This is a genomic window from Colwellia maritima (genome assembly GCF_022669015.1).
GTDB lineage: Bacteria > Pseudomonadota > Gammaproteobacteria > Enterobacterales > Alteromonadaceae > Colwellia > Colwellia maritima.
The window spans coordinates 767231-780700 of the sequence record NZ_JAKKSL010000002.1; the positions used below are offsets into that span (position 1 = coordinate 767231).

At 35.7% G+C, this 13470-nt stretch carries 14 protein-coding genes and 2 pseudogenes; 11 read left to right on the forward strand and 5 right to left on the reverse strand.

The features are described from left to right. Nucleotides 1-10: 10 nt before the first annotated feature. The 3 genes and pseudogenes from L3081_RS13825 to L3081_RS13835 all read left to right on the forward strand — a co-directional run bounded on the left by L3081_RS13825 (nt 11) and on the right by L3081_RS13835 (nt 4411). Nucleotides 11-694 carry an alpha/beta hydrolase gene (locus L3081_RS13825; RefSeq protein ID WP_242286713.1) on the forward strand — a complete coding sequence of 228 codons (684 nt, stop codon included), beginning with the start codon at nt 11-13 and terminating at the stop codon, nt 692-694. Between the two features lie 596 nt (nt 695-1290). Then, nucleotides 1291-3339 (forward strand): diguanylate cyclase domain-containing protein, encoded by a 2049-nt coding sequence (locus L3081_RS28360; RefSeq protein WP_242287050.1) that lies wholly within the window; start codon nt 1291-1293, stop codon nt 3337-3339. Nucleotides 3340-3341: 2 nt separating this feature from the next. Then, nucleotides 3342-4411: pseudogene (locus tag L3081_RS13835) on the forward strand (EAL domain-containing protein). Nucleotides 4412-4473: 62 nt separating this feature from the next. Here L3081_RS13835 and L3081_RS28365 read toward each other — a convergent pair. The 3 genes and pseudogenes from L3081_RS28365 to L3081_RS13850 form a co-directional block, all read right to left on the reverse strand. Next, nucleotides 4474-4905 (reverse strand): helix-turn-helix domain-containing protein, encoded by a 432-nt coding sequence (locus L3081_RS28365; RefSeq protein ID WP_338027361.1) that lies wholly within the window; start codon nt 4903-4905, stop codon nt 4474-4476. A 9-nt stretch (nt 4906-4914) separates the two neighbouring features. Beyond that, nucleotides 4915-5406: pseudogene (locus L3081_RS13845) on the reverse strand (AraC family transcriptional regulator ligand-binding domain-containing protein); the annotation flags it as partial. Then, nucleotides 5357-5503, reverse strand: coding sequence for a hypothetical protein (locus L3081_RS13850; RefSeq protein ID WP_242286714.1), 147 nt, complete (start codon nt 5501-5503; stop codon nt 5357-5359). The gene L3081_RS13850 and the pseudogene L3081_RS13845, both read right to left, overlap by 50 nt. A 117-nt stretch (nt 5504-5620) precedes the next feature. Between L3081_RS13850 and L3081_RS13855 the strand changes: the two genes are divergently transcribed. The 7 genes from L3081_RS13855 (at nt 5621) to L3081_RS13880 (ending at nt 10576) form a co-directional block, all read left to right on the forward strand. Continuing rightward, a complete protein-coding gene (locus tag L3081_RS13855; RefSeq protein ID WP_242286715.1) occupies nt 5621-6283 on the forward strand; it encodes an FAD-binding oxidoreductase in 663 nt (220 codons plus the stop codon). A 68-nt stretch (nt 6284-6351) separates the two neighbouring features. Continuing rightward, nucleotides 6352-7053 carry an FAD-binding oxidoreductase gene (locus tag L3081_RS13860; protein WP_274620536.1) on the forward strand — a complete coding sequence of 234 codons (702 nt, stop codon included), beginning with the start codon at nt 6352-6354 and terminating at the stop codon, nt 7051-7053. 41 nt (nt 7054-7094) lie between these two features. After that, nucleotides 7095-7232: an FAD-linked oxidase C-terminal domain-containing protein gene (locus L3081_RS27005; RefSeq protein WP_338027362.1), complete on the forward strand. Its 138-nt coding sequence runs from the start codon at nt 7095-7097 to the stop codon at nt 7230-7232. A gap of 2 nt (nt 7233-7234) precedes the next feature. Next, entirely contained in the window at nt 7235-8089 is an 855-nt protein-coding gene (locus L3081_RS13865) for an FAD-dependent oxidoreductase (protein ID WP_242286716.1), read from the forward strand. A gap of 53 nt (nt 8090-8142) precedes the next feature. Continuing rightward, nucleotides 8143-8976, forward strand: a complete 834-nt coding sequence (locus tag L3081_RS28370; RefSeq protein ID WP_242286717.1) for a glycerol-3-phosphate dehydrogenase C-terminal domain-containing protein — start codon at nt 8143-8145, stop codon at nt 8974-8976. Continuing rightward, entirely contained in the window at nt 8976-10133 is a 1158-nt protein-coding gene (locus L3081_RS13875) for an FGGY-family carbohydrate kinase (protein WP_242286718.1), read from the forward strand. Before L3081_RS28370 ends, L3081_RS13875 begins: the two co-directional genes overlap by 1 nt. Further along, nucleotides 10061-10576: an FGGY-family carbohydrate kinase gene (locus L3081_RS13880; RefSeq protein ID WP_242286719.1), complete on the forward strand. Its 516-nt coding sequence runs from the start codon at nt 10061-10063 to the stop codon at nt 10574-10576. Before L3081_RS13875 ends, L3081_RS13880 begins: the two co-directional genes overlap by 73 nt. 75 nt (nt 10577-10651) lie before the next feature. On the opposite strand, the gene L3081_RS13885 is transcribed toward L3081_RS13880, so the two are convergent. After that, nucleotides 10652-11749 (reverse strand): cell division protein FtsZ, encoded by a 1098-nt coding sequence (locus L3081_RS13885; protein WP_242286720.1) that lies wholly within the window; start codon nt 11747-11749, stop codon nt 10652-10654. Between the two features lie 455 nt (nt 11750-12204). On the opposite strand from L3081_RS13885, the gene L3081_RS13890 reads away from it, so the two are divergent. After that, nucleotides 12205-12624, forward strand: coding sequence for a type II toxin-antitoxin system HicB family antitoxin (locus L3081_RS13890; RefSeq protein ID WP_242286721.1), 420 nt, complete (start codon nt 12205-12207; stop codon nt 12622-12624). 85 nt (nt 12625-12709) lie between these two features. Here the strand turns inward: L3081_RS13890 and bioD are convergent, their stop codons facing one another. After that, on the reverse strand, nt 12710-13453 hold the full coding sequence (gene bioD, locus L3081_RS13895) for a dethiobiotin synthase (protein ID WP_242286722.1): 744 nt from the start codon (nt 13451-13453) through the stop codon (nt 12710-12712). Between the last annotated feature and the right edge of the window lie 17 nt (nt 13454-13470).

Sequence of the window (13470 nt, forward strand, 5' to 3'; positions counted from 1 at the left end):
AAGAGAAATAATGTCTAAAATAACACCACTGCCGGATCGTATTACCATTGAGCCTAAAACTACCGCCACAGCTTGTGTTATATGGTTGCATGGTTTGGGTGATTCAGGCGCCGGTTTTGCGCCAGTAGTACCTTTATTAAATTTGCCACAAGATCATTCTATTCGTTTTGTGTTTCCACATGCGCCAGAGCAAGCCGTAACGGTTAATAATGGCTTTGTAATGCCCGCATGGTATGACATAAAGAATGTAGATTTACATAATCGTGCGGATATGGATGGTGTACTTAACTCAGAAAAATTAGTGCATGCTTTAATTAACGAACAAATTGATAATGGTATTAGCGCCAATCACATTGTTTTGGCCGGTTTTAGTCAAGGCGGCGTTGTCAGTTTATTTACTGGCTTAAGGTATGAGCAACCATTAGCAGGAATCATGGCATTGTCATGTTATTTACCAACTAAAAATCAACTACCTAGCCGCCTTAGTGATGCCAATAAAAATACACCAATTTTACAAAATCATGGTGAGCAAGATAATGTTGTTCCTATGTCAGCGGGTAAAATGGCGTATGATCTATTAAAGAGTGATGGATATAAAACGCAATGGCAATCTTACCCAATGGCTCATAGTGTTATACCACAACAACTTAATGATATTGGCATTTGGTTATCTAACTGTTTAAATAATTCATAATCTCATTATAGGGTGCTCGTTAAAAACTTAATCTATTCAAAACGAAATCTATTTAAAACATAATCTATTGAAATAGTAATACCAATTTGCCATTTTTGTAGCTTTTTTTAACGAGCACAACAATTTAACTCCCTATCACTCGCTTATTCCCTTTAAGTATAACTATTTACCTACTTATTTCTAATTTCTTTGATCTACATTATGTTTTTGGTGTTTTTTTATAGGTAATAGCCTTGCTAACATAGTATTATCCACGAAAAATCAATAACAGATTCGTCAGTACCATAGCCATTTAAAAAGTCAGTAAAAAGTGTACATTGAAATTCTATACTTGTACTTAAAGCCCTTTAAGAATGAATTCATAGATTAACGATAAAATATCAAACAAAAAACTTAACAGCCTCTTAAGAGTATGACAGTGTTAGAATTATTTAATAAACATAATATCAGTGCAAAACTTAATGCGTTTTTGGTTCTTCCTACTGTAGCACTCCTCTTTTTTTCAGCATAACCATTGTTGATAAATATGAAAAACTTGAACAAACTGATAATGCGTTGCAATTTGCGCAAGCTGTTCAACAACTGTCTGACCTAATATACAACTTGCAAAAAGAACGAGGTTTAAGTCCGGAGTACTCGCAGCAAATAACACCCACTACGTTTTCCAATTAACTGAACAACGAAAAACGACTATACAAAACTATAAACAAGTGTTTCATCTGTTTTCTATTCCTCCGCAATATTTACCTGATCAAACTCGCGTTAATTTTAAAAAAATCATCCAAAAATTTAAAAATTTGACACGTATCCGTGGTGAAGTAGATAAGCTTATAAATAACAACCATTTTGATTTCTATAGTGGTTTGATTTCTGATTTACTGCAGGAAGTCAGCGTACTTCATGCCATGGTAACTAATCAAGAAAAGAACAATATGGTTTCGTCCCTTATTTATGCGTTAGGGCTTGAAGAATATGCGGCCATAGAACGTGGATTATTATATGGTGCCCTTCATCAACAACACTCGTCTGATTCAAGAGGTAGTCTTATATTGATGGGGGTTATCAACCATGTTGCAAGACAACAAGCAGAACTAGCCCGTTATTATAATGTGGCTTCACCAAAGCACGCGAATTTAATGTTTAAAACTATACAGGATAAAAAAGTACAGGAATATCATGAATACGAGTCGAAAATCAGTATTGCGACCCGGCTGAGATCAGATAAAGTACCTATTAGAACAATTACCTTCAAATCAGATAATAACAATACCCCTGCTCTTAACCCGATTTTAGCCTTACAATCGCCCACAGAATTAATAGATCCTGAACTATGGTGGGAATCAGCAACCTATCGCCTTGGTTTGCTACATACCGTCAGTTCAACCATTATTAATGATATTATCACATCAGAAAAACTTGCCAATAAACAAGTAAATATACCACTAGTTCTGTACACGATTTTTGTACTGACTGTGTTAATAATTACTATTTTGTTGAGCCAAGTGCTAAAAAAGCGAGTCGTTGAACAAATTAAGCATATTGCCGACGTAATGAAACAGTCGCGCAAAAACAAAAGAAACAATCAATTGCTAGAAATATCAGGACAAGATGAAATTTCTGTCATGGCTAATGAATTTAATCAGTTAATGATTGAGCGCTCAGCAAATGAAGAACAATTAAAACTAGCAGCGCAAGTTTTTGTTGAAGCACATGATGGAATATTCATAACAGAAACAGATGGAACGCTGATTAATGTCAATCCCGCTTTTAGTGAAATTACCGGCTATGAACGTGGAGATGTATTAGGTAAAAATTTAAGTATTTTAAATTCTCAAAAGCAAAGTAAGCAGTTCTATGATGATATTTGGGAGTCTGTTGTTGCGCGTGGTTATTGGAAAGGGGAAGTTTGGAATTGTAAAAAAAATGGTGAGCTGTATGCCGAGCTACTGACTATTTCGTCTTTAAAAGACAATAGCGGCAAAACACTTCATTATATGGGGCTGTTTGCTGATATCACTCAAATCAAAAACCAACACCATACACTTGAACAGATGGCCCATTATGATGCCTTAACGTCATTACCAAACCGTACACTATTTATTGACCGTTTTAATCAGTCAGTAGCCCATGCAGATCGTTCAAAGAACTCACTTGCCGTTTGTTTTATTGATTTAGATAACTTTAAACCCATCAATGATAATTATGGCCATAGTGTAGGTGATAAAATTTTAATTGAAGTTGCCAATCGTATTAAATCAAACTTAAGAACCGGCGATACCGTATCAAGGCAAGGCGGCGATGAATTTGCCTTATTATTAAGTAATATTAATACTTTCTCAGACTGTGAAGACATTCTAAAACGCATATATCATTCGCTTAAACAGCCATTTATCTTGGAACATAATACATATCATTTGACTGCTTCTACAGGCGTCACCTTATATCCAAATGATCATAGTGATTTGGATACATTGATACGTCATGCAGACCAAGCTATGTACCAAATAAAGCTGTCTGGCGGAAATGGCTATCATCTGTTTAATAAAGAAAAAGACCAACAAATAATTAAAAAGAGACATAAGTTAAATGCCATTGTTAATGCGATAAAAAATGATGAATTTGTACTGTATTACCACCAAAAATAAACATGAAAACGGGAGCCGTTTACGGCGTAGAAGCCCTGGTTAGATGGCATTCACCTGATAAAGGTTTGATTCCACCAAAAGATTTTTTACCCGTTTTAGAGGATACAAATATAGATCTTCTCCTTGGCCAATGGGTAATAAATAGTGCAGTCAAACAATTAACTAAATGGCAACAAAGTGGCTTAATGATTGAAGTAAGTATTAATATTTCTTCTTATCACCTTCAATCTCAAAATTTTGTTTCTGATTTAAAAAACATATTAAGAAAATATAAAAATTTAGATACTCGGTATATTCAACTAGAAATTCTTGAAAGTAGTGTGCTAGGTGACTTAGATTCCATCAATAAAACACTAAACACTTGTCGTAAATTATTTGGGCTAACAGTGGCACTCGATGATTTTTGTACCGGCTATTCCTCATTAACGCATATTAAAGCCTTGCCACCAATGTGATAAAAATAGACCAATCTTTTGTCATTGATATACTTAATGATGCAAATAATTATAGCATTATTAATGGGGTACTGAGTTTAGCTCACTCTTTTAACCGCGACGTAATCGCCGAAGGTGTGGAAACAACTGAACATGGCTTAATGTTATTAATGATGGGATGTGAAAAAGCACAGGGTTACGCTATAGCAAGGCCTATGCCTGCAACCAAATTCGACCAATGGTTAATGGCGTACCAGCCTAACGAAGAATGGTTAGCTTGGGCGTGTAAGGCAGAAAATCAAAAAGAGTGTAAATTAAAAGTATTTGATATTGCATTACAACACGAATATAAAAGCTTAACAAAACGTATTATATCTCCTTCAAATATTGAAAAAGAATCGATTAGGCAAGACAAAAATACGGTTTGTCAACGATGGCTTAAACGAAAAAAACAAAATGCGATTTTTTGTAATACCTGGTTGATAGAGCTTGAAGAGGCTTATTTAATGATGTACCACAAAGCTGAAGAGCTGTGCTTACAACAAATAAATAGTGAAAAAAATGAAAAAATATCAAAGGTAGATAAACTAAAAGCCTTATTTAATAACGTAACTCAAGTGATGACAAGAGTGAATTGATCTTTCTTGTTTTGATGCAAATAGGTTAAAAAAGTCTTCAACCTCGTTCAAGTGAAATACGGTTATGCCCGATAATATTTAGGCGTTTTACCTGTCCACCGTTTGAACGCATGAATGAAACTTGCCGATTCGCTATAACCTAAACGGGTAGATATTTGTTCGATGTTAAATTCTGTTGTTAATAAATAATGACGGGCTTTTTTACTTTGTTCTTCGTTTACTAATTGTTGAAACGTTACGCCCTGCTCTTTTAATTTTCGACGCATTGTTCTTGCAGTAATAAAATGCATTTGGGCTATTTTATCTAAATTGGGCATTTCATTTTCAATGCATTGAATAATTTGTCTAATTTTTTCAACCAAAGTATTCTGACCAAACAAAGCAATTTCTTGCAGTTTGCATTGTTCTTCTAATAATTCACGCGTGAGTGGATTTGCTAAAGGTAAAGGTAAATCTAGATACCGTTCATCAAACAATATTTGATTATAAGGCATCGAAAAATACACGGGACATTCATATAATTTTTGATAATGCTCAACGTGTGTTGGACAAGGAAAATCAAAATGGATCGTTTTAGGTTTTTGACCGACGACAGAGCGTGGAAACATATCTCGGGTTGACAGAAATGCAAAAGAAAAGTCTCTTTCTAAATAAAATCGTCTTAAGTTACCCAGACTCGAATTGATCGCTAAAACGTAAAATGGCATTGCCATCTTTTACAAAGAAATCGATCATAAAAGGAGTATAAGCAAGACGAATATATTTAAGAAAAAAGTAATAGCATCACTTACCGTGTCACTTGAACTAGCGGCAAAACCAATATGACCAAAAGCATTTAGCCGAAAACATTGACCGCCTTTAAAGCCTAAATCATTATCAGATAAAGTTTCTACTAATTGACGTGTAAAAGCCACTGCTTGTTGAAACGAAATACTCGCCTTTGGTTCATTCAATAGTTGTGATGGTATCGGCATTATCGAGTAGTAATTTAACATTCCCTCCTTCTTGTTGTACTAATTTTGCTAATAAAGAAATACCAATAATTGATTGGCGTGCATTCACTTCATCAATGCTAATAAGTTGACTACTCATAGAGTTATATGTCTCATAATGTCCTAAATTATCAATAATAAGCCCTATTAAAGCATAAATTAAGCGGTATATTCAGTTTAGTATATAAAAAACAATATCAACTTGAAGAGAGAACCTATGAAACGTTGGAATGGTTGGGGTGATGAAAAAAATAATTTAAGTTTTGATTTAACCAAAACGTCTCAAGCGTATATCGAAAATATACTAGGTGAAAGTAAACCCTTACCTGAAATTTCATTGGCGGAAGCTATTGCAAAAGTCCCTCAATCGAGGGCACCAGAACATCAGCTAATTCAAACTGGTGCCGAAATAAGGCTGCGTTATTGTCGTGGACAAAGTATTCCCGATTGGCTAGCAACTCATAGCGGAAATTTTGATGCATTTCCTGATGGTGTTGCCTTACCAACGACAACCGCTGAAGTACAAACACTATTGCAATTTGCTAAACAAGAAAATTTAATTGTGATTCCTTATGGCGGTGGTACCTCAGTTTGTGGCCATATTAATCCAGAAAAGTCAGAGCGTCCTGTTATCACTATCGCATTAACGAAAATGAACAAGCTTATTGCTTTAGATAAAGACAGTCAGATCGCAACTTTTGGCGCAGGCACACTAGGACCCGAGGTAGAAAAACAATTAGCTGAACATGGTTACACTTTAGGGCATTTTCCACAATCGTGGGAATTGTCAACGATTGGTGGTTGGGTTGCTAGCAGATCTAGTGGGCAGCAATCATTGCGGTACGGTCGAATAGAGAAAATGTTTCCGGAGGTAATATAGAAACATTACAAGGATCACTTGATATTCCTACCTTCCCTGCATCATCCGCAGGACCAGACATACGAGAAATGATCTTAGGTAGCGAAGGCCGTTTAGGAATTATTACCCAAGTTAAAGTGCGTGTTACTAAATTACCTGAACAAGAAAATTTTTACGTAGCATTTTTTCCCAATTGGCAAATAGGAATGCAATCAACACGTGAAATAGTGCAACAAGGTATTCAGCTCTCAATGATGCGATTAAGTAATGAAATAGAGACAGCATCACATTTAACACTAGCGGGTCACGATACGGCTGTTAAGTACTTAGAAAAATATTTACATCTGCGCGGTGTGCCAAAAAGTAATGCTTCGGGCACTAGCGAAAAAACCATGTTCACTTTTGGTATCACAGGAAGTAAAGCACAATGTAAATCTGCTTTAAAAATAACTAAAAAGTTAATTGCTCAACATAACGGTGTTTACATTGGTACTGCATTAGGAAAACACTGGCAACATAGCCGTTTTCGCAGCCCTTATTTACGGCAAGGTTTTTGGGATGTAGGAATTATTGTAGATACGATGGAAACTTGTGTTGACTGGTCTGCCGTACCAAATACTGTAAAAACAATAGAGTCAGCAATTAGTCATGCACTTAATGAAGTCAATGAAACCATTCATGTGTTTACACACTTGTCTCATTTTTATGGTCAAGGCTGTAGTATTTACACAACGTTTTTGTTTCGAATGGATGAAAATTATGAAAAAACCCTGCAACGCGGTCTAAAATAAAAGCAGCAGGTGCTACTGCTATCGTTAACTCTGGTGGTACTATTAGTCATCAACACGGGGTTGGCAAGGATCATGCCCCCTACCTTATGGCAGAAAAAGGTGAGCTTGGTATAAAAGCGATAAAATCCTTATGTCAGGTTTTCGATCCCAATAAACAAATGAACCCCAATACGGTGTAAATATGAAAAACAACCACAAAGCATCAATATCAGCCTCAAAAACAGATCTTAAACGTATCAACTTTGCTAGCCCAAATAATGCAGATAATGATAACAACAAGGTATGGGATGTGATTGTTATTGGTGGCGGTATAGTGGGAGCCGGTATTTTACAAGAAGCAACACGGCGAGGATTAAAAACCCTACTCATTGAGCAGAAAGATTTTGCTTGGGGCACGTCAAGTCGTTCATCTAAAATGGTACATGGTGGGCTTCGTTATATTGCTCAGGGTGATATCAAGTTAACAAAACATGCTTTAGAAGAGCGAGAACGGTTATTAAAAGAAGCACCTGGTCTTATTCATAGAATGGGTTATTACTTTGTACTCAAAAAAGGTCAATTTCCAGGTCGTTTTATTATGGGTACTTTACTCACTGTATATGATTGGCTTGCCGGTATTAAAGACCATAGTTTTTTAAACATAAATGAAACGATCGATAAATTTCCTAGGCTACTCAATGATAAACTTAAAGGCACTTATTTTTATACTGATGCCGTGGTTGATGATGCCCGCTTAGTCATGCGTGTTATACAAGAGTCTGTTCAAGCAGGCGCTCAAGTTATTAACTATACCCAAGTAAAAACATTAGTAAAAGATCCAAAAACACAACAAGTTATTGGGGTAATAGCGAAAGACATGTCGAAATCGTGTGATAAAAATGAAACCTTTACTTTATTATCATCAGTAGTAATTAATGCTACTGGCGCATGGGCAGATAAACTACGAAGTGAAGTTATCAATGAAAGACGTGTAAGGCCATTACGCGGAAGTCATTTAATAATAGCACAAACAAGCCTGAGTATTGATGCCGCTTAACCATACTTCACCCTGATGATAAACGACCTATTTTTATCTATCCTTGGGAAGGCGTGACCGTTATTGGTACAACAGATTTAGATCATAAGGAAAATTTAGATAACGAAGCCCAAATAAGTACAGACGAAATCGCCTATTTACTTAAAGCTGTTAATACAACTTTTTCAGGTAATGCCATCACTATTGACGATATTATTTCAACGTTCTCTGGGGTTAGACCTGTCATTTCTTCTGACAAAAATACTTATGACAAAAAGTCTACGATAAAACATTTTTCAAAAAGTGCATCAGAAGAACGTCGTGATCATAGCATTTGGGCTGAAGATGCCTTAGTTACCGCAAGTGGTGGCAAATTAACAACCTTTCGTTTAACGGCAATTGAAGCCGTTAATGCAGCTTTACCATGGTTAAAAGATACGTTACCCATATCAAATCAAGACAAAAACAAATCTAATGATGCTATTTTTACTAATTATTCAGTTGAACAGTTATTTAAAAACGAATTAGCCGCAGGCAAATACGATAAACCATGGCTAGAACGTCTTTTAGGGCGTTACGGCAATAATGCTGCTTTACTACTTGCTCAAGCCGACGAAAAAGAAACGATAAAAATAGCAGATACACAATTTTGTTTAGCAGAGTGCCGTTGGGCTATTAAACATGAAGCCGTTATTCACCTTGACGATTTACTACTAAGACGAACTCGTTTAGGCTTACTTTTACACAATGGTGCAGAAGCGTTGTTTTCGTCCCTGGCTATTATATTTACACAAGAGCTTGGCCGGACTACGACTAAATGGCAAGATGAATTAACACGTTATCAAAAAATTTGGCAGCAATATTATTCGCTGCCAAAATCTCTACTTAAGACAGCACACCCTAAATAATGAAAAGTTGCCAATCTAGTCATAAAGAAATCAACGCGAAAGCACAATATATTTTAGCGCTTGATAATGGCACACAGAGTATTCGCGCTTTGTTGTTTGACCTTAAGGGACAGTTAGTTGCTAAAAGTAAAGTAGATATTGTAGCCTATTTCTCAAAACACCCAGGTTGGGCTGAGCAAGAGCCTGACTATTACTGGCAAATGCTAACAAAAGCTTGTCAACAATTATGGCCAGAACTTGCCTTATTAAACATTGATAAATCACAAATAAAGGCAGCCTCATTAACTTGTCAACGTGCTACCATGGTAAATGTAGATAAAGAAGGTAAACCATTAAGACCTGCATTTGTGTGGTTAGATCAACGAGAACAGCTTAAATTAGACAAGATGAGTTGGTATTGGCGCTTCCTTTTTACCCTTGCAGGCGAAAAACAAACAATCGACTATTTTAGGAGCCAATCTGAAGCCAATTGGATTAAACACCAACAACCTGATATTTGGGCTAAAACTTATAAATTCATGTTACTTTCAGGCTTTCATAGTTTTAAATTAACAGGAAATTATGTTGACTCTATTTCAAGCCAAGTGGGTTATCTGCCTTTTGATTTTAAACATCATTGTTGGGCTAAACCATTAGATTGGCGTTGGCAAGCATTACCCATTACAAAAACTATGTTACCAACATTGATCCCTTGTGGAGATGTGTTAGGTAAAATTTCTGCGCAAGCTGCAATTGACACTGGAATACCGCAAGGAACACCGTTAATTTCAGCCGGTTCAGATAAAGCCTGTGAAGTACTTGGTTCGGGTTGCTTAACACCATTAACAGGTAGTTTAAGTTATGGCACAACGGCAACATATAACACAACAAATACTAGATACATTGAAGCAATCAGGCATTTACCCGCTTATCCCGCAGCTATCCCAAATACTTATAACACAGAATTAATTGTGCAGCGTGGTTATTGGATGGTTAGTTGGTTTAAACGAGAATTTGGACTGAAAGAACAACAAATCGCCGATGAACAAGGTATTATTGTAGAAAGTTTATTTGATGAATTATTAAAAGAAGTACCGGTGGCTCTATGGGACTTGTCTTACAACCCTACTGGAACCCTGGAATCAGAACACCTGGCCCAGAAGCTAAAGGCGCTATGATTGGTTTTGGTGATGTTCACACTAGAGCACATATTTACCGTGCAATTATAGAAGGTATCGGTTATGCCCTACGAGAGGGTAAAGAACTATCTGAAAAAAAATCAGGAGTTAAAATTACCAAACTAATGGTCTCAGGTGGTGGGTCTCAAAGTGACCAAGCGATGCAAATAACGGCAGATATTTTTGGCATGCCCGCACAACGACCTCATACTTTTGAGACTTCTGGCTTAGGTGCAGCAATCAATGCAGCCGTTGGTGTTGGTTTATTCAATAGCTATGCCGAGGCCGTGGAACACATGACCCACGGCGGCGATATATTTACTCCTATTGCAGAAAACAAACAAATTTACGATGCACTTTATCAAAACGTTTACAAAAAAATGTATGTCAGATTAAACCCTTTATATAAAGCAATACGCAAAATAACAGGTTACCCCAAATAAATAGGCGTCAAATAATGACTTCGTTAGTATCAACTTGTACTTGCTAGTTATTACAGATTATCAAATCCTAAATTTTTATTCGCCATTAAGCGTCGGGTAATTGGCCGGAATATCGGTATATATCCCCTCTTTAGGATCAATAAAAGCTAAATCTTCATCGATATAATCCGCATTCTTAGTGTTAGCACTTTCATTATGTATCGGTGTGATAACGGCTGAATCAATACCAGATGCGATAATTAAGATTTCTATCTCTGAGGTTAAATTAGGGTCTAATGTAACACCTGGCACAATAAGCACTGATTTATTGGTAATTTTTTCTCTAATATGATCAATTAAGCCATTATAAGTGGAAAGTTTTGGTTCAGATTTACAAAATAATTGGAAGATAATCCCTTTTGCCGTATCAATTTTTGCAATAGAGACCAGTGGGTTATTCAATGCTTGATCCAATGCCTCAAAAGATTGCTCTTCAGTATCGGCTTTACCGACCCCCAAAATAGATTCACCTTCATAGGACAAAATACTAGAGAAATCATTTTTATCGACATTAACATAACCTGTTTCCGTTAGCATTTGCACCAATGATACAAGCAGGTTTTTCAATACTTCATTGCTTTGATTGAACGCAGAAAATAAACGAACACTTTCACCTAAACCTTTTAAGAGTAGATCATTTGATAACGTAATATATGCATGAACCGGCTCTTTTATTTCATCTATTCCTTGTAAAGCAAATTCTTTACGACGCTCACCTTCTGATTCAAATGGTAGTGTTACAATCGCTAAACAATTTATATTTAACTCACGAGCGATTCTTGCAACTAATGGACTAGCTCCTGTTCCCGTTCCACCACCAAACCCGGCAGTGATGATTACAATATCACTGCCTTTAATTGCATTTATTAATAGTTCTTCACTTTCTTGCGCGGCTTGTAAACCAATATCAGGATTAGAGCCGGCACCATAACCTCGTGTGAGGTTTTCACCAATTAAAATTTTGTTCTCAACTTGCAATGAATTTAAAGCGGCAAGATCAGTATTTATAGCAATTAAATTTACACTGTTTGATAAGTTGTTTTCATAAAGCATGTTAACAGTATTACAACCACAGCCACCAATACCGATAACGGTAATTAGTAAATCTGGGTTGGTATGGATAAGTTCTTTCATAAATATTCCTAATCAATTCTGAGGTATTTATTGAGTTTATCGCGTTCAAAAAATAAGGATTAACTTATCGATAGTACCCAAAAATGTTTTTGTGTCAGACAATTTATTCCTTTGTTCATACCTCATTATAATGATCATTTTTTGGATCTTCCACCATAATCGATAACTCTGGTGTTAATTAAATCGGCAATTTTTCTAATTGATATTTTGTAATTCAGATTAAGTTATTTCCAATTTATCAATTTAACACATACGCAGTTTAACTAACCACAAATAGAAGTAAATGTTCACTTATTTTAACAAAGAGTTATCAGGGTTATTATAAATAAAATAAATAGAGTTACCGGGGTTACCTCTAAAAATAACTTGGGAGTTATCGGGGTTATAGTTAAATTGATTTATAGGGTTGTTGGGGGTATCATAGTCAGTAATATAAAAACCCTTAAAGGTGACCTATGAAATATGCAGTTGTGTTTTCTAACATTCAAAATTCAGAAAACTATCAGGTAATGGTGCCTGACTTACCTGGTTGTAGTGTTAATGTAGAAACAATAGATTTAGGATTAGAAAAAATAAGTCAAAGCATCAAATCACATTTGTCTATTTTGGCTGAGTACGGTGAAAAAATACCAACAGCAATAAGTATTGATAAACATAGAAAGCAGTACGCTATTGATAATCCACATACCTATGCCCAAGCATTTTGGGCAATTATAGATATTGATATAACAGCGTATTTAGGAAGAAGTCACAAAATTAATGTTACCCTGCCTGAAATTCTGATTAAGCAAATAGATGAGTGCGTAAGTAAAAACGAGGCATATAAAACCCGTTCAGGTTTTATTGCCGCTTGTTTACGAGAGTTAGGCAAATAAACTCAGCTTTACTTAATAATTCTTTCTATAGTGAGTTAAGTCTTTTTTAAACCAAGTTGAGAATAAATAAGATTGATGTGAGTAATTATGCAAGTAAAGGCGTTAAATCAAATGTGTGGGCAGCAGTACAAATTTTACTATGCACACTCGTTTGAGTATCTGAATAGTAATTTAATTGTGCTAGTTTAGGTATAGGTAAAAGTTGTTCGAGGCTTTCAATATTGTCATCTAAATTAGACATCAGATTTTTACTGGCGCTATTAGCCACCCACCCGATGCAATTAAGACCATCAGCAATAATTGTTTGATAAGTTAATAAAGCATGATTCAAACAACCTAGCTTCATATTTACTACTAATATAATATCTTGCTTTGTATTCACGGCAAAGTCAGATAAAAAAATAGGTTTAGTTACTCTAGCTTTAATTGACAAGCTTTTAACAGAAAACGTGTTTAACGGTAATCGCCATCCTCCGGCACCTTCAGTTAAATTAATATCTGCTTTTAATTGCAACACATTGTCGAAACCTTGTTCAATTTCGTTCAAGCATAACTCACGATTAACACGAGCAGCAGCAATGTGAGGCGCGATAGGCTCTTTAAATGCTATAGGGTTAATCTCTCTGATGTTTTGATCACAATTTGCGAATTCACTTAATAGTTTTGCATCGTTATTAATTAGTAAACCGTTTACTTGCTGACAACCCGCAGAAATAGGTTTGTAGACGGCAACCTTTTTATTGAGATTAACAAACGCTTGAGTTAATGCGCAAGCAACAAAGGTTTTTCCTGCATCGGTATCTGTTGCCGTAATAAAATAGTTTTTCATTGAATTAATGTGGTTAA

Excerpts from the sequence above, each read along its gene's own strand:
- L3081_RS13825 (WP_242286713.1), top strand. The coding sequence starts at position 11 with ATGTCTAAAATAACACCACTGCCGGATCGTATTACCATTGAGCCTAAA.
- L3081_RS28365 (WP_338027361.1), bottom strand. The coding sequence starts at position 4,905 with ATGCCTTATAATCAAATATTGTTTGATGAACGGTATCTAGATTTACCT.
- L3081_RS13850 (WP_242286714.1), bottom strand. The coding sequence starts at position 5,503 with ATGAGTAGTCAACTTATTAGCATTGATGAAGTGAATGCACGCCAATCA.
- L3081_RS13855 (WP_242286715.1), top strand. The coding sequence starts at position 5,621 with ATGAAACGTTGGAATGGTTGGGGTGATGAAAAAAATAATTTAAGTTTT.
- L3081_RS13860 (WP_274620536.1), top strand. The coding sequence starts at position 6,352 with ATGATCTTAGGTAGCGAAGGCCGTTTAGGAATTATTACCCAAGTTAAA.
- L3081_RS13865 (WP_242286716.1), top strand. The coding sequence starts at position 7,235 with ATGAAAAACAACCACAAAGCATCAATATCAGCCTCAAAAACAGATCTT.
- L3081_RS13875 (WP_242286718.1), top strand. The coding sequence starts at position 8,976 with ATGAAAAGTTGCCAATCTAGTCATAAAGAAATCAACGCGAAAGCACAA.
- L3081_RS13880 (WP_242286719.1), top strand. The coding sequence starts at position 10,061 with ATGGGACTTGTCTTACAACCCTACTGGAACCCTGGAATCAGAACACCT.
- L3081_RS13885 (WP_242286720.1), bottom strand. The coding sequence starts at position 11,749 with ATGAAAGAACTTATCCATACCAACCCAGATTTACTAATTACCGTTATC.
- L3081_RS13890 (WP_242286721.1), top strand. The coding sequence starts at position 12,205 with ATGAAATATGCAGTTGTGTTTTCTAACATTCAAAATTCAGAAAACTAT.
- bioD (WP_242286722.1), bottom strand. The coding sequence starts at position 13,453 with ATGAAAAACTATTTTATTACGGCAACAGATACCGATGCAGGAAAAACC.